The sequence below is a fragment of the Leclercia tamurae genome (assembly GCF_025566055.1).
Taxonomy (GTDB): Bacteria; Pseudomonadota; Gammaproteobacteria; order Enterobacterales; family Enterobacteriaceae; genus Enterobacter; species Enterobacter tamurae.
The window spans coordinates 247,410-266,372 of sequence record NZ_JAMHKS010000072.1 but is presented as its reverse complement, the minus strand read 5'-3'; the positions used below and the strand labels follow the sequence as shown (position 1 = coordinate 266,372).

The window sequence follows — 18,963 nt, the reverse complement described above, 5'->3', positions numbered from 1 at the left end:
ACAATGGCTCATTACCTGAGTTTGTTTGTGCGAGCGGTGTTTGTTGAAAACATGGCGCTCGCGTTTTTCCTCGGCATGTGTACGTTCCTCGCCGTGTCCAAAAAGGTGTCGACCGCCTTCGGCCTGGGCGTTGCCGTTACGGTGGTGCTGGGGCTGTCGGTACCGATCAACAACCTGGTCTTTAACCTGGTGCTGCGCGACAGCGCTCTGGTGGATGGCGTTGATCTGAGCTTCCTCAACTTCATCACCTTCATTGGGGTGATCGCGGCACTGGTGCAGATCCTCGAGATGATCCTCGATAAGTACTTCCCGTCACTCTACACCGCGCTGGGCATCTTCCTGCCGCTGATTGCCGTGAACTGCGCCATTTTCGGCGGCGTGTCGTTCATGGTGCAACGTGATTACAACTTTAGCGAGTCGGTGGTCTACGGCTTCGGCTCCGGCATTGGCTGGATGCTGGCTATCGTGACGATGGCGGGCCTGCGTGAAAAAATGAAGTATGCCAACGTGCCGGCCGGGTTGCGCGGCTTAGGGATCACCTTTATCACCACCGGTCTGATGGCGCTGGGCTTTATGTCCTTCTCCGGTGTGCAGCTGTAAGGGCAAACTGTATGGAAATTATTCTTGGCGTGGTGATGTTTACGCTGATCGTGCTGGTGCTCTCGGGGCTGATTCTGGTGGCGCGGTCAAAGCTGGTGAATTCCGGCGATGTGATCATTGAGATTAACGATGAGGCGGATAAGCAGATCCGCACCCCTGCGGGTGACAAGCTGCTGAACACGCTCTCCGGCAATGGCATTTTTATCTCTTCTGCCTGCGGCGGCGGTGGCTCCTGCGGGCAATGCCGGGTCACGGTCAAAGAGGGTGGCGGCGATATCCTGCCGACCGAACTGTCGCACATCAGCAAGCGTGAGGCGAAAGAGGGTTGTCGTCTGGCCTGCCAGGTGGCGGTGCGTCAGAACATGAAGATTGAGCTGCCGGAGGAGATCTTCGGCGTGAAAAAGTGGCAGTGTGAGGTTATCTCCAACGATAACAAAGCCACCTTCATTAAAGAGCTGAAGCTGCGGGTTCCCGATGGCGAAGATGTGCCGTTCCGCGCGGGTGGCTACATTCAGATCGAATGCCCGGAGCATACCGTCGCCTACAAAGACTTTGATGTACCGGACGAGTACCGCGGCGACTGGGATAAATTCAACCTGTTCCGCTTTGTCTCTGAGGTTAAGGAGCCGACGCTGCGCGCCTACTCCATGGCCAACTACCCGGATGAGAAGGGCATCATCATGCTCAACGTGCGTATCGCCACGCCGCCGCCAGGCGTACCGGATGCACCGCCGGGGATCATGTCGTCCTATATCTGGTCGCTGAAAGCGGGCGATAAGGTGACTATCTCCGGTCCGTTTGGCGAGTTCTTTGCCAAAGAGACCGATGCCGAAATGGTATTTATCGGCGGAGGAGCCGGGATGGCGCCGATGCGCTCGCACATCTTTGACCAGCTTAAGCGTCTGGGTAGCCAGCGTAAGATCAGCTTCTGGTACGGCGCCCGCTCGCTGCGGGAGATGTTCTATCAGGAGGAGTTTGAACAGCTGGCGCGGGATAACCCGAACTTCAGCTTCCACATTGCGCTGTCCGATCCGCTACCGGAAGATAACTGGACCGGCTACACCGGGTTCATTCATAACGTTCTGTATGAAAACTACCTCAAACACCACGCCGCTCCGGAAGACTGCGAGTTCTACATGTGCGGGCCGCCAATGATGAACGCCGCGGTGATCAAAATGCTGCAGGATCTCGGTGTGGAAGATGAGAACATCATGCTGGATGATTTTGGAGGCTGATGATGGTGACCTTCCTGCTGACCTTTGCGATGTTTGTGCTGGTGATATTTGGCATGTCGCTCGGCTGGCTGATTAAGCGTAAAAGCATTCAGGGCAGCTGCGGCGGCATCTCTTCGCTGGGGATGGAGAAAGTCTGCGACTGCCCGGAGCCGTGCGACGCGCGTAAAAAGCGCATGGAACGTGAGGCGCGCAGGATCCTGTGACATGCTTTTGTAGGCCCGGTAAGGCGAAGCCGCCACCGGGCGTTTTCAATCCTCACTGATAACTGTATACTTATCCAGTCATTAGTGAGGGCTTACTATGCGCAAAATAATCCATGTCGATATGGACTGTTTTTTTGCTGCGGTGGAAATGCGGGATAATCCGGCGCTACGAGATATCCCGATTGCCATTGGCGGCAGTCGTGTGCAGCGCGGCGTGATCAGCACCGCGAACTATCCGGCACGTAAATTTGGCGTGCGCAGCGCCATGCCGACCGCGATGGCGTTAAAACTCTGCCCGCACCTCACCTTATTACCTGGTCGTTTCGAGGCCTACAAAGAAGCGTCCCACCATATTCGTGAGATCTTCTCCCGCTACACCTCCCTGATCGAACCCCTGTCGCTGGACGAAGCCTATCTGGATGTCACCGACAGTCTGCACTGCCACGGCTCCGCCACGCTGATGGCCCAGGAGATCCGTCAGACGATTTTCGATGAACTGCAGCTCACCGCCTCGGCGGGCGTCGCGCCGGTTAAATTTCTCGCCAAAATCGCCTCCGATCTCAATAAGCCCAACGGCCAGTATGTGATCACCCCTGACGAGGTCCCGGCCTTTATCAAAACGCTGCCGCTGGGCAAGATCCCTGGCGTAGGGAAAGTCTCTGCGGCAAAGCTGGAGAACATGGGGCTGCGCACCTGTGAGGATGTGCAGAACAGCGACCTGGGGATGCTGTTGAAGCGCTTCGGTAAATTTGGCCGGGTGCTATGGGAGCGGAGCCAGGGCATTGATGAGCGCAACGTTAACAGCGAGCGGCTGCGTAAATCGGTGGGGGTGGAACGCACCCTGGCGGAAGATATTCACGTCTGGGCAGACTGCGAAGCCATTATCATCGGGCAGCTCTATCCTGAGCTGGAGCGGCGGCTGGCGAAGGTCAAACCGGATCTGCTGATTGCCCGTCAGGGGGTCAAACTCAAGTTTAACGATTTTCAGCAAACCACCCAGGAGCACGTCTGGCCGCGGCTGAACAAAGAGGATTTGATTGCCACCGCGAAGAAAGCCTGGGAAGAGCGTCGGGCAGGGCGTGGGGTACGGCTGGTGGGGTTGCATGTCACGCTGCTGGATCCGCAGCTGGAGCGGCAGTTGGTGCTGGGGCTGTAAAAAAGCCCGGTGGCGCTGACGCTTACCGGGCCAACAAAAGGCGTTTACCCCGTAGGCCCGGCAAACGCAGTGCCGCCGGGCAACGAGGCTGATTACTTCACCGGGATCGCTTTCAGCAGTTCGGTCAGCAGGGTCCAGTAATGGCCCACGCTTTCGATATGCACCTGCTCATCCGGGCTGTGCGGACCGGTAATGGTCGGCCCGATGGAAACCATATCCATATCCGGGTACGGTTTCTTGAACAGACCACACTCCAGACCCGCGTGGATCACCTGAATGTTCGGCGTGCTGTTGAACAGACGCTGATAGGTTTCACGCACCAGCGCCATCACCGGTGAACTCGCATCTGGCTGCCAGCCCGGGTAGCTGCCTTTGGCGACGGTTTGCGCGCCAGACAGTTTGCCCAGAGATTCCAGCATGCTCACCACGTACTCTTTCCCGCTGTCGATCAGGGAGCGGATCAGGCAGATAATCTCTGCGCTGTCGTCAGCCATGGTCACCACGCCGACGTTCAGGGAGGTTTCTACCACGCCTTTCGCCACGTCAGAGTTGCGGATCACGCCGTTTGGCGTAGCGTTCAGCAGCTGAACAAAGCGGTCGCGGGACTGTTCAGTCAGCGCAGCTTTATCCGTCGTAACCGCTTCCAGCACCACGGTCAGGTTCTTCTCTTTCGCTTCCAGTTCGTTTTTCAGGATATCCAGATAGACGGTGGAGAGCTTTTTCAGCGCATCGGCTTTGTCTGCGGCAACGGCCACGGTGGCAAAGGCTTCACGCGGGATCGCGTTACGCAGCGTACCGCCGTTGAAATCCACCAGACGCAGATCCAATTCGGCAGCATGACCGGCCAGGAAGCGGGCCAGCAGCTTGTTGGCATTGCCTAACCCTAAGTGAATATCACCGCCGGAGTGGCCGCCTTTCAGCCCTTTCAGCGTCAGCTTGAAGGTCTGGAAGCCTGTCGGGATCGCTTCACGAGTCAGCGGCAGGGTGGAGATAAAGTCGATACCGCCCGCGCAACCCATGTAGATTTCGCCTTCCTCTTCGGAATCGGTATTGATCAGGATATCCGCCTGCAGCCAATTCGCCTGCAGACCAAAGGCGCCATCCATCCCGGCTTCTTCGGTCATGGTCAGCAGCACTTCCAGCGGACCATGCTCAACGCGATCGTCTGCCAGTACCGCCAGCGCAGAGGCCATACCGATGCCGTTATCGGCACCCAGAGTGGTGCCGCGGGCTTTGATCCACTCGCCGTCGATGTACGGCTGAATCGGATCTTTGGTGAAATCGTGAACGGTGTCGTTGTTCTTCTGTGGAACCATGTCCAGGTGCGCCTGGAGCACAACCGGTTTACGGTTTTCCATCCCGGCGGTGGCAGGTTTACGGATCAGAATGTTGCCAACCTGGTCGCGTTCGGCGTGCAGCCCTTTTTCCTTCGCCCAGCCCATGATGTGTTCGGCAAGCTGTTCTTCGTGATAAGACGGGTGAGGAATGGAGCAGATTTTGGCAAAAATATCCCACAGCGGTTGTGGCGATAACTGAGACAGTTCAGACACAGTAAGTCTCCTTGTCGATGGCCTGCAGACAATGTTGCAGGTCACGGGGTTAGCAGGTTTAGAGTTACCACAAGTCAGACTTGCGAGGTGGGTTCGAGAATACCACTTTCTCTGTCGGCTGGTAGGGGTTAGCAAGTAAAAACTCCGGGCCGGGCCGCTTAGCACTGGTTTTTAGTGCTTCAGATCTCTATAATCTCGCGCAACCATTTTCCCCCTCGAACACTTTTTAAGCCGTATATAAACAGGCTGGGACAATTCACATGAGCGAAAAATACATCGTCACCTGGGACATGTTGCAGATTCATGCACGTAAACTGGCTGCACGCCTGATGCCATCTGAACAGTGGAAAGGCATTATCGCGGTTAGCCGCGGTGGCCTGGTACCGGGGGCATTGCTGGCACGTGAGCTGGGTATTCGCCATGTCGATACCGTGTGCATCTCCAGCTACGACCACGACAACCAGCGTGAACTGAAAGTGCTGAAACGCGCCGAAGGCGATGGTGAAGGTTTCATCGTGATTGACGATCTGGTTGATACCGGTGGTACCGCAGTCGCCATTCGCGAAATGTATCCAAAAGCGCATTTCGTGACTATCTTTGCTAAGCCAGCCGGTCAGCCGCTGGTAGACGATTATGTGATTGATATCCCGCAGGATACCTGGATCGAACAGCCATGGGATATGGGCGTAGCATTCATCCCACCTATTTCAGGCCGCTAATCCATACATTTTTAACGCCCGGTGATGCCGGGCGTTATTTTTTCGCCGTTGTCGCGTTACAATGATGCCCTCTGACGTATCTTAAGAGGCAGCGCGCAATGTCCCAGGCGAATCTCAGCGAAATTCTTTTCAAGCCCAAATTCAAGCATCCGGAAACCTCGACGCTGGTTCGTCGCTTCAACAGTGGCGTACAACCGTCAGTGCAATCGGCGCTGGATGGCAAAAACATCCCGCACTGGTATCGCATGGTTAACCGTCTGATGTGGATCTGGCGCGGCATCGATCCCCGTGAAATTCTGGATGTGCAGGCGCGTATCGTGATGAGTCAGGCCGAACGTACCGACGACGATCTGTACGACACGGTGGTGGGCTATCGCGGTGGCAACTGGATTTACGAATGGGCAACCCAGGCGATGATCTGGCAGCAAAAGGCGAGCCAGGAAGAGGACCCCTTGCTAAGCGGCAAGCACTGGCTGCATGCCTGTAATCTCTACAGCATTGCGGCTTACCCGCACCTGAAAGGCGACGAACTGGCCGAGCAGGCGCAGGCGCTGGCGAACCGCGCCTACCAGGAAGCGGCCCAGCATCTGCCGGGTCAGATGCGCGAACTCACCTTTACCATCCCTGGCGGCCCGGCGGTGACCGGCTTCCTGCATATGCCTGCAGGCGACGGCCCCTTCCCGACGGTGATGATGTGCGGCGGCCTCGACTCGTTGCAAACCGATTACTACAGCCTGTATGAGCGCTACTTAGCCCCGAAAGGGCTGGCGATGCTGACCCTCGACATGCCGTCAATCGGCTTCTCGTCCAAGTGGAAACTGACTCAGGATTCCAGTTTGCTCCACCAGCATGCCCTCAAGGCGCTGGAGCAGAATCCGTGGGTGGACCACACCCGGGTGGCGGCGTTTGGCTTCCGCTTTGGCGCTAACGTCGCCGTGCGTCTGGCCTATCTGGAATCCTCACGCCTGAAAGCGGTGGCCTGTCTGGGGCCGGTGGTGCATGCGCTGTTAAGCGAACCTGCGCGGCAGGGCAGCGTGCCGGAAATGTACCTCGACGTGCTGGCCAGTAGCCTCGGCATGCACGATGCCTCCGACGAGGCGCTGCGCGTGGAACTCAATCGCTACTCCCTGAAAACCCAGGGCTTACTGGGTCGTCGTTGCCCGACGCCGATGCTCTCTGGCTTCTGGAAAAACGATCCCTTCAGCCCGGAAGAGGAGTCCCGCTTGATCACCTCGTCATCTGTCGATGGCAAGCTGCTGGAGGTGCCGTTCAATCCTGTGTATCAGAATTTTGACAAGGCACTGCAACAGATAGCGCGCTGGATCCATCAGAGATTGAGTTAAGAGATTGCTAATTTTTGGTGTTTTGGTACAACAGTGGCTTCATAAAAGGAGATCGCAATGACGTTACCGAGTGGACATCCCAAAAGTAGAATGATCAAGAAGTTTATGGCTCTTGGCCCCTACATCCGCGAAGAGCAGTGCGAAGAGAATCGCTTTTTTTTCGACTGTCTGGCCGTTTGCGTTAACGTAAAGCCATCGCCGGAAAAGCGCGAATTCTGGGGATGGTGGATGGAAATGGAAGCCGAAGCGTCACGCTTCACCTATAACTACCAGTTTGGCCTGTTCGATAAAGACGGTCACTGGCAGGCGACGGCGATTAAGGATCCTGAAGTGGTTCAGCGCCTGGAGCACACCCTGCGTGAATTCCATGAGAAAGCCCGCGCGCTGCTGGCGACGTTCGATCTGAAACTCGAGCCTGCGGATGATTTCACCAACGAACCGGTGAAGCTGACCGCTTAACGTCCGGCGTAAAAAGCAGACAATAAAAAAACCCGGCCATCCAGCGCCGGGTTTTTTATTTCGCTCAATCAGAACTGGTAGGTCATGCCCAGGGCAACGATATCATCGCTGCTCACGCCCAGTTTATTGTCGTCATCAATCTGGTTGATTTTATAATCAACAAACGCGGACATATTTTTGTTGAAATAGTAAGTCGCGCCGACGTCGATATATTTCACGATATCTTCATCACCGATGCCTTCAATATCCTTGCCTTTAGACTGGACATAACCCAGGGAAGGGCGCAGACCAAAGTCAAATTGATATTGTGCAACCGCTTCGAAATTCTGTGCTTTATTGGCGAAGCCACCGGAGATTGGCGTCATATTGCGTGTTTCGGTATACATGGTCGCCAGGTAAATGTTGTTGGCGTCATATTTCAGACCGGTGCCCCAGGCTTCGGCTTTTTCACCTTCACCACGTGCCAGCAGGTTCTGGGCATTGGTGCGGTCAGAGTTGGTGTAGGCGCCGCTGATGGCGAAGTCGCTGCCGCCGAAATCATAGGTCAGCGCCGTACCGAAACCGTCACCGTTCTGTTTCTTCGCTTCACGGCCTTCGTTTTTACCCTGATATTGCAGGGTCAGGTCCAGACCATCAATGGCACCGAAGAAGTCGGTATTACGGTAGGTAGCCAGGCCGCTGGCGCGTTTGGTCATGAAGTTGTCGGTCTGCGCGGAGGAGTCGCCACCGAATTCCGGGAACATATCAGTCCAGGCTTCGACGTCGTACAGGGCGCCGAGGTTACGACCGTAGTCGAATGAACCGAAGTCTTTCAGCTTGATACCGGCGAAGGCCAGACGGGTTTTTTGTGTCGCGTCGCTTTCGGCTTTATTGCCGGAGAATTCAGCTTCCCAACGGCCATAACCGGTCAGCTGTTCGTTAATCTGGGTTTCGCCTTTAAAGCCGAAACGCACATAAGTCTGATCACCATCTTTGGCATCATCATCGCTGAGATAATGCATGGCTTTTACTTTACCGTACACGTCCAGTTTATTGCCGTTTTTATTAAATACTTCGGCTGCCTGTACAGATGAAGTTGCTACAACGCCCATGACCACTAATGCCAGAGTACTCTTTTTCATTTTCAATCCTGGTTTCTTATAAACGCGCTAATATTCGCTGAACAGCAAGCTAAAGCTTTTGTTCCGTGAAAAAACAGGAAGGGTTTTAACGTTCTGAAATGAACGTTTTATGACAAATACAGAATAAGTTTAAAAAAGCGTATTTTTTTATTTCAGTAATAAAAGTGTCAACCTTTGCCGCTACGCTTCCTGATCCCGCGCAACAAAGTGCTGGCCTGCGTGTTATGGCGGTTGGCAACGAGCCCCAGTCCTGATAAAAAGTCTGATTGATATCATTTTCCTTATTGTTAAACGGCAGAGAATCATGAGTGACAGCCAGACGCTGGTGGTAAAACTCGGCACCAGTGTATTAACAGGCGGATCGCGCCGCCTTAATCGCGCCCACATTGTCGAACTGGTGCGCCAGTGCGCACAGCTGCATGCCGCAGGGCACCGTATTGTGATTGTGACCTCCGGGGCGATTGCCGCCGGGCGTGAGCATCTGGGCTACCCCGAACTCCCGGCCACCATTGCCTCCAAGCAGCTGCTGGCTGCCGTCGGACAAAGCCGACTGATTCAACTCTGGGAACAGCTGTTCTCTATCTATGGTATCCACGTCGGGCAGATGCTGCTGACCCGCGCCGATATGGAAGACCGCGAGCGTTTCCTCAATGCCCGCGATACCCTGCGCGCGCTGCTGGATAACAACATCGTGCCGGTGATTAACGAAAACGACGCGGTCGCCACCGCCGAAATTAAGGTTGGCGACAACGATAACCTCTCGGCGCTGGCCGCCATTCTGGCAGGTGCGGATAAGCTGCTGCTGCTCACCGATCAACAGGGGCTGTTTACCGCTGACCCACGCACCAACCCGCAGGCCGAACTGATCACTGATGTGAAAGGCATCGACGATGCGCTGCGTGCCATTGCGGGCGACAGCGTCTCGGGCCTTGGCACCGGCGGGATGGGCACCAAACTGCAGGCTGCCGACGTGGCGTGCCGGGCGGGTATCGACACCATCATCGCCGCCGGCAGCCGTCCGGGCGTGATTGGCGATGTGATGGAAGGCATTTCGGTTGGAACCCGTTTCCACGCCGAAGCCACCCCGCTGGAAAACCGCAAACGCTGGATTTTCGGCGCGCCGCCTGCCGGGGAGATCACCGTTGATGAAGGTGCTACCGCCGCGATTCTGGAACGAGGCAGCTCATTGCTTCCAAAAGGAATTAAAAACGTGACAGGCAACTTCTCCCGTGGTGAAGTGATCCGTATCTGTAATCTGGAAGGGCGCGACATTGCCCACGGCGTGTGCCGCTACAACAGCGACGCGCTGCGCCGTATTGCAGGCCACCATTCACAGCAGATCGATGCCATTCTCGGTTATGAGTATGGCCCGGTTGCTGTCCATCGCGACGATATGATCACCCGTTAAGGAGCAGGACATGCTGGAACAAATGGGCGCCGCTGCCAAAGCCGCCTCGTACAAACTGGCGCTCCTTTCCAGCCGCGAGAAAAACCGCGTGCTGGAAAAAATCGCAGAGTATCTGGAATCACAATCCGCAGAGATTTTACGTGCCAACGAACAGGATTTAGCCGAAGCGCGCGACAATGGCCTGAGCGAGGCGATGCTCGATCGCCTGGCCTTAAACCCCGCGCGCCTGAAAAGCATTGCCGACGATGTGCGTCAGGTATGCAGCCTGGCCGATCCGGTCGGGCAGGTGATTGACGGTGGGCTGCTGGACAGCGGCCTGCGCATTGAACGTCGCCGCGTGCCGCTCGGCGTAATTGGCGTGATCTACGAAGCGCGACCTAACGTCACCCTTGATGTCGCCTCGCTGTGCCTGAAAACCGGTAACGCTGCCATTCTGCGCGGCGGAAAAGAGACCTGGCGTACCAATGCTGCAACGGTAAAAGTGATCCAGCAGGCGCTGGAAGAGTGCGGCCTGCCGGCCGGTGCGGTACAGGCGATTGAAAGCCCGGATCGTGCCCTGGTCAACGAGATGCTGCGGATGGACAAATACATCGACATGCTGATCCCGCGTGGCGGGGCAGGGCTGCACAAGCTGTGCCGCGAGCAGTCGACCATCCCGGTGATCACCGGCGGTATCGGCGTATGCCATATTTTTGTCGATGAGACTGCTGAGATCGAACCGGCCCTGAAGATCATCGTCAACGCCAAAACCCAGCGTCCGAGCACCTGTAACACGGTGGAGACGCTGCTGGTGCATCAGGCTATCGCCGAACGCTTCCTGCCTGCATTGAGCCAGCAGATGGCGCAGAGTGGCGTCACCCTGCACGCCGATGCCAGTGCGCTGACGCTGCTGAAAGCGGGCCCGGCGAAGGTTGAGGAAGTGAATGCAGAGCAGTATGACGACGAATTTTTGTCGCTGGACCTGAACGTGAAAGTGGTTGCCGATCTGGACGACGCCATCGCCCATATTCGTGCCCATGGCACTCAGCACTCGGACGCGATTCTTACCCGCACCCTGAGCAACGCCAACCGCTTTGTGAACGAAGTGGACTCGTCTGCCGTGTACGTCAACGCCTCCACCCGCTTTACCGACGGCGGCCAGTTTGGCCTCGGCGCCGAAGTGGCGGTCAGCACCCAGAAGCTGCACGCGCGCGGCCCGATGGGGCTGGAAGCCTTAACCACCTACAAGTGGGTTGGCTTCGGCGACGATACCATTCGGGCGTAATCCCTGTGCGGGCGGCATCTGCTGCCCGCGCTATCCTTGTGAATTCTGTTCAATTCTTTCCTGTGCCGCCGAGTCCAGCGTGGCAATTTGCTCCTGTAACGCCGTCAGGCTGAGCGGCCTGCTGATTAAATAGCCCTGAGTTTCATCGCACTTCATCATCATCAGCTTCTGCAGCTGGCCTTCGGTCTCTACCCCTTCAGCGGTAATACTCAGCGAGAACGCTTTACCCAGGCCGATAATGTTTTCAACGATAGTGTTGGCGCTGTCGCTATCCGGCATGCCGTCGATAAAGGACTTATCCAGCTTGATGCCATCGAACGGGAAATTGCGCAGATAGCTCAGGGAGGAGTAGCCGGTCCCGAAATCATCCATCAGCAGCTTCACGCCCAGCTTCTTCAGCGCCAGCATGATTTCAAGGCTGTTTTCCGGGTTCCACAGGGTGGCGTTTTCGGTGATTTCGATCTCCAGCCGGGCCGGATCTAACTGTGAGATCTGCAGCGCATCCTTGATACGATCCACCACCTGCCAGGACTGGAACTCGACGGCAGAGATATTCACCGAGACCGAGAGACCGTGCAGGGACTGCTGTGCATCCCGACAGGCGGTCTTCAGCACCCAGTCGCTGAGCGGAATGATCAGCCCGGTCTCTTCGGCCAGCGAAATAAACTGATCCGGCATGATCAGGCCAAGCTCTGGGTGATCCCAGCGGATTAACGCCTCCACGGCGATGATCCGCGACAGGTCATGGCCGTAACGCGGCTGGTAAACCAGACGGAACTGCTCTTTTTTAATGCCGTCGCGCAGGCTCTCTTCCATCTCCCGGCGCTGCACCATCTGCTCAGCCATTTCGGGCATATAGAACACCCACCTGTTGCGCCCGGTGCTTTTGGCTTTGTACAGCGCGATGTCCGAGAAGCGCAGGAGTTCGCCCGCATCGACGGCATCGTGCGGCGCCATAGCTATCCCGATGCTGGCCCCGATCACGATCTCATTCCCGTTGATCAGGAATGGGCGGGTCAGCTCGGCAATAATACGTTCACACAGGGTATCAATGTACCGCCGGTCATGAATGTCGGAGATAACCAGAATAAACTCGTCTCCGCCCTGGCGCGCCACCAGATCGTAATCGCGGATACAGTGCCGGAGCCTGGCCGAGGCCTCATGCAGCACGATATCCCCGGCCCCGTGACCGAACAGATCGTTGACCGGCTTAAACTTATCGAGATCGAGGCTAAGCATCGCCAGCGGGTGCATCTGCGTCGGCTGCGCCCGCAGTTTACCCTCCAGAAATTCGCGCATCCGCACCCGGTTGGGCAGCCCGGTCAGCTCGTCGTGGCGGGAGAGATACTCCACGCGCGCCTGAGCCTCGACCTCCAGCGTGACATCCGTGGCGGTGCCCCGGTAGCCGGTTATCCCTTCCGGGGTGATAACCGGTTTGATCGCAATATGGCAGTAGCGCTGGTGGCCCATTGCGGAGAGATAGCGGCAGTGCAGCAGGCGGCGATGACCCGTCTGGCCAGGCAGGGTGATCCACTCCGCCAGCGACTGGTTTTCTGCGGACATTAACTCGCTCAGCGGGTGGCCGATCCAGGCTGATATGCTGTGCCCGGTAATGCCAGGAAAACGCTCGGAAAGCCAGGTAAAACGCAGCTCGGGATCGGTCTCCCAGATCCAGTCCGTGGTCGCCTCGGCGACGTCACGAAAACGGCGTTCGCTGGCGGTGAGCGCCAGACGGTTCTGGGCCAGCAGATAGGTGTTTTCATCATACATCCGCGCCTTTTTGAGCGTGTTGCGGCCCAGTATCAGGCCGGGGATCGCGGTGCAGAGCGCCAGCAGGATCAACAGCGGCAGAATATAGCGCAGCAGTTCCCGCCCAGGGTTATCGCTTTTCCATTCAAAGGTGATTTGCTGGCCATCAATGGGAAGGGTTGCCACTCCGCGTCGCCCTGCCAGTTTCGCGGCGCCCTTGTGCTGCACGCGGGTCTGATTGATACCGTACTCTTCACCCAGCGCGCTGAGCTTACGGGTATCCAGCACGTCAACGAAGACCAGCACGGAGGCCGGGCCGGGAGCAACAGGGATACTCATGTCGTCACCCGTGGTGATGCGTGCCGCCGCCACCAGCGCCGGATGTCCGCCCTTCATCACCACCGTACTGGACACCGGCATGGCGTCCGGTTGGGCTATTTTCTGCAGCAGCTCGGGCAGAGGATCGTCTCCCAGCCAGGTTTGCAGCGAGCCTGTCACCAGTTTGCCGTCGATCACGCTGTAACGGGTCTGCCCGCTGCCGTCCACGACGAACAGCCCTTCGTACTCAAAATCGCGCCACAGCGTGGCACCCATGTTCTGCCGGGTGTACGCCCAGTCGGTATCCACCCGAGGGTGAAGATGCTGGTAGGCTTCGCCCCACCAGGCGTAGTCTTTGACATGGGTGGTGAGCGTATCGACGCGGTTATGGATCGCCTTTTCCAGCAGCATGGCACTGTGCTTATCGCTGTCCTGATTGATGTTTTGCACAATCGTCAGCAGCGCGATGATGGCGATGAGAAATAGCCCTGACAGCAGGGCAACCATCAGCAGCAGGGCACGTTTGATAAAGGTCGCCGTTCTTTTCGGCTCCAGATCCGTGCCGGATATATCATCGGTGACAAAAAATTTATGCATTATTTACCCACTCTCTCAGGCATTTCTGTGTTCCGATTAGAATTAGTATCGACCTGTTCTGGCGGGGCTTTATTTCAGAATGTAAAACTGAAGATAGCCGATCCTGGAGGGAAACGGGGAGAGATGGCCTCTCCGACGTGGGCATATAGCCGCAAAATGTGAAGAAAGGCGAGAATAGGCTTTTTATTTGTAGGGTTTACAGGCGGATTGGTGTAAAAATCAACGACTAAAAGGTGAGGGGTTGACGAGGTGGGCGCTTTTTCTTACCCTTTTACATCGTAGTACCTCTCCTGAAAGCCGATATAGCTCAGTTGGTAGAGCAGCGCATTCGTAATGCGAAGGTCGTAGGTTCGACTCCTATTATCGGCACCACTCAGCATCTCTCAACGTCTGCTCAAGTTCACCAACGTCAGGCTTATCAATACTTTATAAGCCCAGGGCATTATTTACATTCTGAAAATCATATCGGTAGAGGAATAAACAAGCGCCCGACCAGGACGGTAGCCGGGCTTTACGGAATAAACCGGGACGTTACAGGCCCAGTTCCGATAACCCTGGATGATCGTCCGGACGACGCCCCAGCGGCCAGTGGTACTTGCGCTCGCTTTCCTTGATGGGCATATCATTGATACACGCGAAACGACGTTGCATCAGACCATCTTCGCCGAATTCCCAGTTCTCGTTGCCGTAAGAACGGAACCAGTTACCTGAATCATCGCGCCACTCGTAGGCATATCTGACTGCAATGCGGTTGCCGCCAAATGCCCATAATTCTTTAATAAGACGGTACTCGAGTTCCTTTTTCCATTTGCGCTCAAGGAATCCTTTGGCTTCTTCGCGATTATTGGCAAATTCTGCGCGGTTACGCCATTTGGTATCCAGAGAATAGGCCAGCGAGACCTTTTCAGCATCGCGGCTGTTCCAGCCATCTTCAGCAAGCCTTACTTTTTCAATCGCTGATTCAAGGGTAAACGGCGGAAGCGGTGGACGGATTTGTGCATCAGACATGGTAAAGACTCCTGTAAATTTGGGTGGATGGGTATGATCCTGCTTTACGAAACTCAGACATAAATTCCTCCCCTGTTATTTGATGGTTCAGCATTGTCCATTAGCGCTGACATTCATTTTTAGAGGGAACGTTGTGTCTATGAATTGATGGTAGAACGATCGTTCTACCTCGTCAAGGTAGTCTTTATAAAAATAGTTAAATAATAAAAAAAACCTCTCAATAGGGTTTTAAGGTGCTGAATTATAAGCTTTTATGAGAGGTGGAAGTAAGGGGAAGGAAAAACAGAATACGCTATCTATCGTTAAGTGTGAATTAACGATAATAAAAGTAGATGCAGGGTATTAATATTTCATGGCATAGTGTGGAATTAAATTAATCACATATGTGTCAAAGCCTCCAGTAATACTGGATATTTAGTGAATATTTTATCTCTGGAATTCAGGTCTCTATTATGAGACCTGTTTTAGTAATAGCTGAGCAATATCTTTGGCATCATCTGCGGCGCTGTAATCGCCCATAACGCGTGACATGGTGATGGCACCTTCAATCAATAACAGCAACTGCCTTGCCAGTGCTGAGGAGTGCTCAATATTCAGCTGTCCGGTAAGTTCAAGGGCATAATCCAGGATTTTTTGTTTATGCAGTCTGGCAATCTGGCGAACGGGATCGGCACTGTCACCCACTTCGCCCGCGGTGTTGATGAATGCGCACCCGCGATAGCCCTCTGACTCAAACCATCCTTTGAGCACGGTGAACATATTCAGGATGCGTTCCTGCGGCGTATCCGCTTTGTCGCACTCAGTCCTGAACCATTCCATCCAGCGTACATCCCGTGCGTTCAGCGCGGCTGCCGCCACTTCGTCTTTGTTGGCGAAATAGCGATAAATACTTTTGCGTGCCACACCTGAAGTCTTTACAAGCAGATCCATCCCGGTGGCATGAATACCGTTCTGGTAAATGAGCTGTTCAGCGGTCGCGAGAATTTTTTCTCGGGTATCAGTCGTGTTTTTGTTCATGGGTTAATAGTAGAACGATCGTTCTCCTCGGTCAAGTGCGCGTCATCTGACAAACACAGGCGACCAGAATCGCTATGAACCCTTTCTGTTGCGGTAGGCCGCCACTTTCATGCGATTGCCGCACGTCGCCATACTGCACCAGCGGCGGCGATGCGATTTGCTCAAATCCTGAAAAAGTAAAATACAGTTATGTGCTTCACACTGTCTCACGTATTCAAACTTGTCATCCGTGACCAGTTTCACCAGGGCATCAGCAACGGGCCAGAGCAGCCCCGCAGAGCTATGCGCGTCGGAACAGACATCAACACGGTATCGCTGTGTATTTTCATCCCATTGCAGCCCAATCTCAGGACGCCCGGCTTGCAGCACCTTGTTAATCACCGTCAGGTTAGCCGCAACGGAGTTCATCGCGGCGTGGACCACTGCTCTGGCGGCGTCGCGCAGCTGACGGGCTTCAGCCAGTAAGTCATCGGGTGCTTCAGTGCCTTTCGGCACCAGGCCCGCCGTTTCCAGCCAGACGATGACGCTGAGATTGTCTTCAAAACAATCATGCCGCTCATCACCTGTCCCATATTCACTGTTAATAAAATCCAGTGCGAGGTTATCGGCAAGGAAGAGAGGCTGAGAGGGAGGTTGTTTGAATTCCATAATTACTCGTAACTCATAAAATCATTTTGACAGGTTACCAAATTTGCGTGTAACCTTCAAATTATCGCTTTAACGGTTACAAAGGGTTTATCATGACCACTTCCACTACAGAGAACGTATCTGCCTCGCCAGCTACGCAGATCCATTACCGCTATAAACAGTCAGGCGATGTTAACGTTTTCTACCGGGAAGCAGGCGATCCGGCAGCACCTGTATTGCTAATGCTTCACGGCTTCGCGGGCTCATCATTTATGTTCCGTGACCTTATTGCTCAGCTGGCCGATCGGTATCATCTCATCGCGCCAGATTTGCCGGCCTTTGGTTTTACCGAGGCGCCAGCACGAGGTGAATATGCGTATACCTTTGACCAGCTTGCTAAGACCATTGAGCAGTTTACCGAAGCGCTCAATCTCGATAGCTATGCTCTGATGGTCCACGACTATGGGGCACCTGTCGGATGGCGTCTGGCGTTAGCCCATCCGCAGCGCGTGACAGCCCTTATTTCCCAGAATGGCAATGCCTACGAAGAGGGCCTGGGAGAGGCCTGGGCACCTATACAGAAATACTGGCGCGAACCCACTTCTGAAAACCGACGTTCGCTGAGTGAATTCCCGACGCCAGCTTCAATCAAATGGCAGTATCTGGAAGGGGTTGCCGATCAGAGTCTGGTTTCACCTGATGGTTATACGCTTGAAGGGATGCAGGTAGTACGGCCGGGTAATACAGATATTCAGCTGGATCTGTTACTGGATTATGCCTCTAACGTGCAGATGTACCCGCTGTTTCAGCACTATTTCCGCCAGTATCTGCCTCCGTTATTAGCCGTATGGGGAAAAAACGATCCGTTTTTCATGGCCGCGGGAGCTGAAGCCTGGAAACGTGATCTGCCTGAAGCTGAAATACACTTTTATGACACCGGCCACTTCGCACTTGAAACGCATGCTCAAGAGATAGGTGACGACGTGCGTGATTTTCTTGACCGGCATATCCGCCAGTCAAATTAACGGACTGGCCAATCAGATTGAAATTGAATTCAACTACCCTGGATAGGGGTAGTTAAAACCGTCTCAGTCAGGAACGTCGGAGGTTACGTACCCTACTTCCTGCGCTGTCCGTAAATCTGCCAGCGTATCGATATCAAACGTAATCCCATAATCCGCCAGCGCAAGATCCAGGACATCTTCCTGACTGCGCGCACCCATGACTATCTCCCTTGCGCCCCTGTCTCCATTCAACCCTCGCAACGCCTCGCCATATTCCCGCCGAAACCCCACCGGGTGCCCCGCCTGCTGCTGGTGATGAGGCACAACGACCACTTTATCCTTAAGCCCTTCAGCGACACTCAGCAAAGAGGCAGGCTGGATCAGCGGCAGATCCGCAGGCAAAATCAACCACCCCGACGCCTCAGCCGTCGCCTGCACCCCAAGTGAGATCGACTCCCCCATGCCAGAAGTGCCGCCCTCGGGCCTGACGAGATGCCAGGGCAGATGCGCAGCGTCTACCGCCTGAATGACATGTGCCAGCACGGTTTGGCCGCCCAACAGCGCATCCAGCTTATGGGTTTTGCCCCCCGAAGCGAGAAAGCGTTCGCCACGTCCGGCGGCGAGAATAAGCACAACCGGCGAGGACATTAGCCTTCGTCCCGATGCAGGCGCGCTGCGGCCACGTCTGCCAGAACGGACAGCGCCAGGGTGCGCGCATCCCGGGCTTTCGGGAAGATGCCGATCGGCGCCTTGATGCGGTCTATCTCTTCCTCCCTCCAGCCCAGCTCACTCAGCTTTTGCCGCCGCTGCATATGGGTTCGCTGGCTGCCCAGCGCGCCGATGTAAAAGGGGTTCGCGTCGCGGGCGGCCTGCAGAACGGGCAGTTCCCGGTGAAGATCGTGCCACAGCAGGATCACCGCCGTGTCAGCATCAATCTGCGAAGCAGGGTGACCCGAGAAGGGATCGAAATGACAAATGTCATACCCGGCGGCCGCCGCGAGGTCAGCCGTGGCCTGCGCTTCGATGGACCCCCCGTGGATCAGCACCTGCACGCAAGGGTGGAATCCCGTCTCAATGCCGTTGTTATGCCAGCCGGTTCGGGTTGGGGCAGGCAGGCAGGTGAGGGTTTGGGTCTGCGGGACGTAGCGCAACCCGGCGGGCTGGCGCTGCTCAAGGCGGTTCAGCACCGCCAGCAGCGGCTGCGCCGAACGCAGCTTATGAATGGCAAGCGTAATCCCCCCGCCGCAGGGCAGGACGAGGTCGAACCAGGGCGAGCCCTGACCGTAACGCACCTCGCGATCCTCTCCTGTCGCGATGACCTCCAGCGCTTCAAACGCCGCTGCCGCTTCGACGCAGCCCCCGGAGACAAAGCCACAGTACTGGCCATCCTCACGCACCACCATCTGCGCCCCCAGGGATCGCGCCGCGCCGCCGCGTATCTCCGTCAGCATCACCAGCGCCGCCTGCTGGCCGGACATCAGCGTCTCTACCGCGAAGCGCATTATCTCCCGGCTGTCGTCGGTCAGAAACGCCCGTTCCGGCGTCCGGCGCAGATCGTCCGCCAGATTAAAAAGTTGGGGCATGG

18 protein-coding genes and 1 tRNA gene are annotated in these 18,963 nt (G+C 55.7%); 11 read left to right on the top strand and 8 right to left on the bottom strand.

Features of this window, described 5'->3' with window-relative positions; genetic code table 11:
* Positions 1-3 precede the first annotated feature (3 nt).
* From nqrE to dinB, 4 genes are all read left to right on the top strand, one after another.
* Positions 4-600 (top strand): NADH:ubiquinone reductase (Na(+)-transporting) subunit E, encoded by a 597-nt coding sequence (gene nqrE, locus M8318_RS11515; RefSeq protein WP_106996000.1) that lies wholly within the window; start codon positions 4-6, stop codon positions 598-600.
* An 11-nt stretch (positions 601-611) separates the two neighbouring features.
* Positions 612-1,835: an NADH:ubiquinone reductase (Na(+)-transporting) subunit F gene (nqrF, locus tag M8318_RS11510; protein WP_262662685.1), complete on the top strand. Its 1,224-nt coding sequence runs from the start codon at positions 612-614 to the stop codon at positions 1,833-1,835.
* Between the two features lie 2 nt (positions 1,836-1,837).
* Complete coding sequence (gene nqrM, locus M8318_RS11505; RefSeq protein ID WP_408612241.1) at positions 1,838-2,038, top strand: (Na+)-NQR maturation NqrM; 201 nt, start codon at positions 1,838-1,840, stop codon at positions 2,036-2,038.
* Between the two features lie 97 nt (positions 2,039-2,135).
* A complete protein-coding gene (gene dinB, locus M8318_RS11500; protein ID WP_262662681.1) occupies positions 2,136-3,194 on the top strand; it encodes a DNA polymerase IV in 1,059 nt (352 codons plus the stop codon).
* A gap of 92 nt (positions 3,195-3,286) precedes the next feature.
* Here the strand turns inward: dinB and pepD are convergent, their stop codons facing one another.
* The gene (gene pepD / locus M8318_RS11495; protein WP_262662678.1) at positions 3,287-4,744 is read right to left on the bottom strand and encodes a cytosol nonspecific dipeptidase; all 1,458 of its coding nucleotides are present in this window, start codon (positions 4,742-4,744) and stop codon (positions 3,287-3,289) included.
* A gap of 260 nt (positions 4,745-5,004) precedes the next feature.
* On the opposite strand from pepD, the gene gpt reads away from it, so the two are divergent.
* From gpt to crl, 3 genes are all read left to right on the top strand, one after another.
* Positions 5,005-5,463 carry a xanthine phosphoribosyltransferase gene (gpt, locus tag M8318_RS11490; RefSeq protein WP_110511589.1) on the top strand — a complete coding sequence of 153 codons (459 nt, stop codon included), beginning with the start codon at positions 5,005-5,007 and terminating at the stop codon, positions 5,461-5,463.
* Between the two features lie 98 nt (positions 5,464-5,561).
* Positions 5,562-6,806, top strand: a complete 1,245-nt coding sequence (frsA, locus tag M8318_RS11485) for an esterase FrsA (RefSeq protein WP_261641714.1) — start codon at positions 5,562-5,564, stop codon at positions 6,804-6,806.
* 57 nt (positions 6,807-6,863) lie between these two features.
* The gene (crl, locus tag M8318_RS11480; RefSeq protein ID WP_106995993.1) at positions 6,864-7,265 is read left to right on the top strand and encodes a sigma factor-binding protein Crl; all 402 of its coding nucleotides are present in this window, start codon (positions 6,864-6,866) and stop codon (positions 7,263-7,265) included.
* Between the two features lie 68 nt (positions 7,266-7,333).
* On the opposite strand, the gene phoE is transcribed toward crl, so the two are convergent.
* Positions 7,334-8,386, bottom strand: a complete 1,053-nt coding sequence (gene phoE / locus M8318_RS11475) for a phosphoporin PhoE (RefSeq protein ID WP_106995992.1) — start codon at positions 8,384-8,386, stop codon at positions 7,334-7,336.
* A gap of 304 nt (positions 8,387-8,690) precedes the next feature.
* On the opposite strand from phoE, the gene proB reads away from it, so the two are divergent.
* The gene (gene proB / locus M8318_RS11470) at positions 8,691-9,794 is read left to right on the top strand and encodes a glutamate 5-kinase (protein WP_032616689.1); all 1,104 of its coding nucleotides are present in this window, start codon (positions 8,691-8,693) and stop codon (positions 9,792-9,794) included.
* 10 nt (positions 9,795-9,804) lie between these two features.
* Complete coding sequence (gene proA / locus M8318_RS11465; RefSeq protein WP_262662668.1) at positions 9,805-11,058, top strand: glutamate-5-semialdehyde dehydrogenase; 1,254 nt, start codon at positions 9,805-9,807, stop codon at positions 11,056-11,058.
* A 30-nt stretch (positions 11,059-11,088) separates the two neighbouring features.
* Here proA and M8318_RS11460 read toward each other — a convergent pair whose 3' ends face one another.
* Positions 11,089-13,722 carry a bifunctional diguanylate cyclase/phosphodiesterase gene (locus M8318_RS11460; RefSeq protein WP_332018775.1) on the bottom strand — a complete coding sequence of 878 codons (2,634 nt, stop codon included), beginning with the start codon at positions 13,720-13,722 and terminating at the stop codon, positions 11,089-11,091.
* A gap of 296 nt (positions 13,723-14,018) precedes the next feature.
* Between M8318_RS11460 and M8318_RS11455 the strand changes: the two genes are divergently transcribed.
* A tRNA-Thr gene (locus M8318_RS11455) sits at positions 14,019-14,094 on the top strand.
* A gap of 159 nt (positions 14,095-14,253) precedes the next feature.
* Here M8318_RS11455 and M8318_RS11450 read toward each other — a convergent pair.
* The 3 genes from M8318_RS11450 to M8318_RS11440 all read right to left on the bottom strand — a co-directional run bounded on the left by M8318_RS11450 (position 14,254) and on the right by M8318_RS11440 (position 16,395).
* Positions 14,254-14,730 (bottom strand): nuclear transport factor 2 family protein, encoded by a 477-nt coding sequence (locus M8318_RS11450; RefSeq protein WP_106992061.1) that lies wholly within the window; start codon positions 14,728-14,730, stop codon positions 14,254-14,256.
* A gap of 450 nt (positions 14,731-15,180) precedes the next feature.
* Positions 15,181-15,747, bottom strand: a complete 567-nt coding sequence (locus M8318_RS11445) for a TetR/AcrR family transcriptional regulator (protein WP_166181663.1) — start codon at positions 15,745-15,747, stop codon at positions 15,181-15,183.
* A 72-nt stretch (positions 15,748-15,819) separates the two neighbouring features.
* Complete coding sequence (locus M8318_RS11440; protein WP_262662666.1) at positions 15,820-16,395, bottom strand: CGNR zinc finger domain-containing protein; 576 nt, start codon at positions 16,393-16,395, stop codon at positions 15,820-15,822.
* 92 nt (positions 16,396-16,487) lie between these two features.
* Here M8318_RS11440 and M8318_RS11435 point away from each other — a divergent pair, with 92 nt between their 5' ends.
* On the top strand, positions 16,488-17,399 hold the full coding sequence (locus M8318_RS11435; RefSeq protein WP_262662664.1) for an alpha/beta fold hydrolase: 912 nt from the start codon (positions 16,488-16,490) through the stop codon (positions 17,397-17,399).
* Positions 17,400-17,462: 63 nt separating this feature from the next.
* On the opposite strand, the gene M8318_RS11430 is transcribed toward M8318_RS11435, so the two are convergent.
* Complete coding sequence (locus tag M8318_RS11430; RefSeq protein WP_262662663.1) at positions 17,463-18,026, bottom strand: nucleotidyltransferase family protein; 564 nt, start codon at positions 18,024-18,026, stop codon at positions 17,463-17,465.
* On the bottom strand, positions 18,026-18,961 hold the full coding sequence (locus M8318_RS11425) for an XdhC family protein (protein ID WP_262662661.1): 936 nt from the start codon (positions 18,959-18,961) through the stop codon (positions 18,026-18,028). Before M8318_RS11425 ends, M8318_RS11430 begins: the two co-directional genes overlap by 1 nt.
* Positions 18,962-18,963 lie beyond the last annotated feature (2 nt).

Bases quoted from the DNA above. Each gene is read 5' to 3' on its own strand.
- nqrE (WP_106996000.1), top strand. From the start codon at position 4: ATGGCTCATTACCTGAGTTTGTTTGTGCGAGCGGTGTTTGTTGAAAAC.
- nqrF (WP_262662685.1), top strand. From the start codon at position 612: ATGGAAATTATTCTTGGCGTGGTGATGTTTACGCTGATCGTGCTGGTG.
- nqrM (WP_408612241.1), top strand. From the start codon at position 1,838: ATGGTGACCTTCCTGCTGACCTTTGCGATGTTTGTGCTGGTGATATTT.
- dinB (WP_262662681.1), top strand. From the start codon at position 2,136: ATGCGCAAAATAATCCATGTCGATATGGACTGTTTTTTTGCTGCGGTG.
- gpt (WP_110511589.1), top strand. From the start codon at position 5,005: ATGAGCGAAAAATACATCGTCACCTGGGACATGTTGCAGATTCATGCA.
- frsA (WP_261641714.1), top strand. From the start codon at position 5,562: ATGTCCCAGGCGAATCTCAGCGAAATTCTTTTCAAGCCCAAATTCAAG.
- crl (WP_106995993.1), top strand. From the start codon at position 6,864: ATGACGTTACCGAGTGGACATCCCAAAAGTAGAATGATCAAGAAGTTT.
- phoE (WP_106995992.1), bottom strand. From the start codon at position 8,386: ATGAAAAAGAGTACTCTGGCATTAGTGGTCATGGGCGTTGTAGCAACT.
- proB (WP_032616689.1), top strand. From the start codon at position 8,691: ATGAGTGACAGCCAGACGCTGGTGGTAAAACTCGGCACCAGTGTATTA.
- proA (WP_262662668.1), top strand. From the start codon at position 9,805: ATGCTGGAACAAATGGGCGCCGCTGCCAAAGCCGCCTCGTACAAACTG.
- M8318_RS11460 (WP_332018775.1), bottom strand. From the start codon at position 13,722: ATGCATAAATTTTTTGTCACCGATGATATATCCGGCACGGATCTGGAG.
- M8318_RS11450 (WP_106992061.1), bottom strand. From the start codon at position 14,730: ATGTCTGATGCACAAATCCGTCCACCGCTTCCGCCGTTTACCCTTGAA.
- M8318_RS11445 (WP_166181663.1), bottom strand. From the start codon at position 15,747: ATGAACAAAAACACGACTGATACCCGAGAAAAAATTCTCGCGACCGCT.
- M8318_RS11440 (WP_262662666.1), bottom strand. From the start codon at position 16,395: ATGGAATTCAAACAACCTCCCTCTCAGCCTCTCTTCCTTGCCGATAAC.
- M8318_RS11435 (WP_262662664.1), top strand. From the start codon at position 16,488: ATGACCACTTCCACTACAGAGAACGTATCTGCCTCGCCAGCTACGCAG.
- M8318_RS11430 (WP_262662663.1), bottom strand. From the start codon at position 18,026: ATGTCCTCGCCGGTTGTGCTTATTCTCGCCGCCGGACGTGGCGAACGC.
- M8318_RS11425 (WP_262662661.1), bottom strand. From the start codon at position 18,961: ATGCCCCAACTTTTTAATCTGGCGGACGATCTGCGCCGGACGCCGGAA.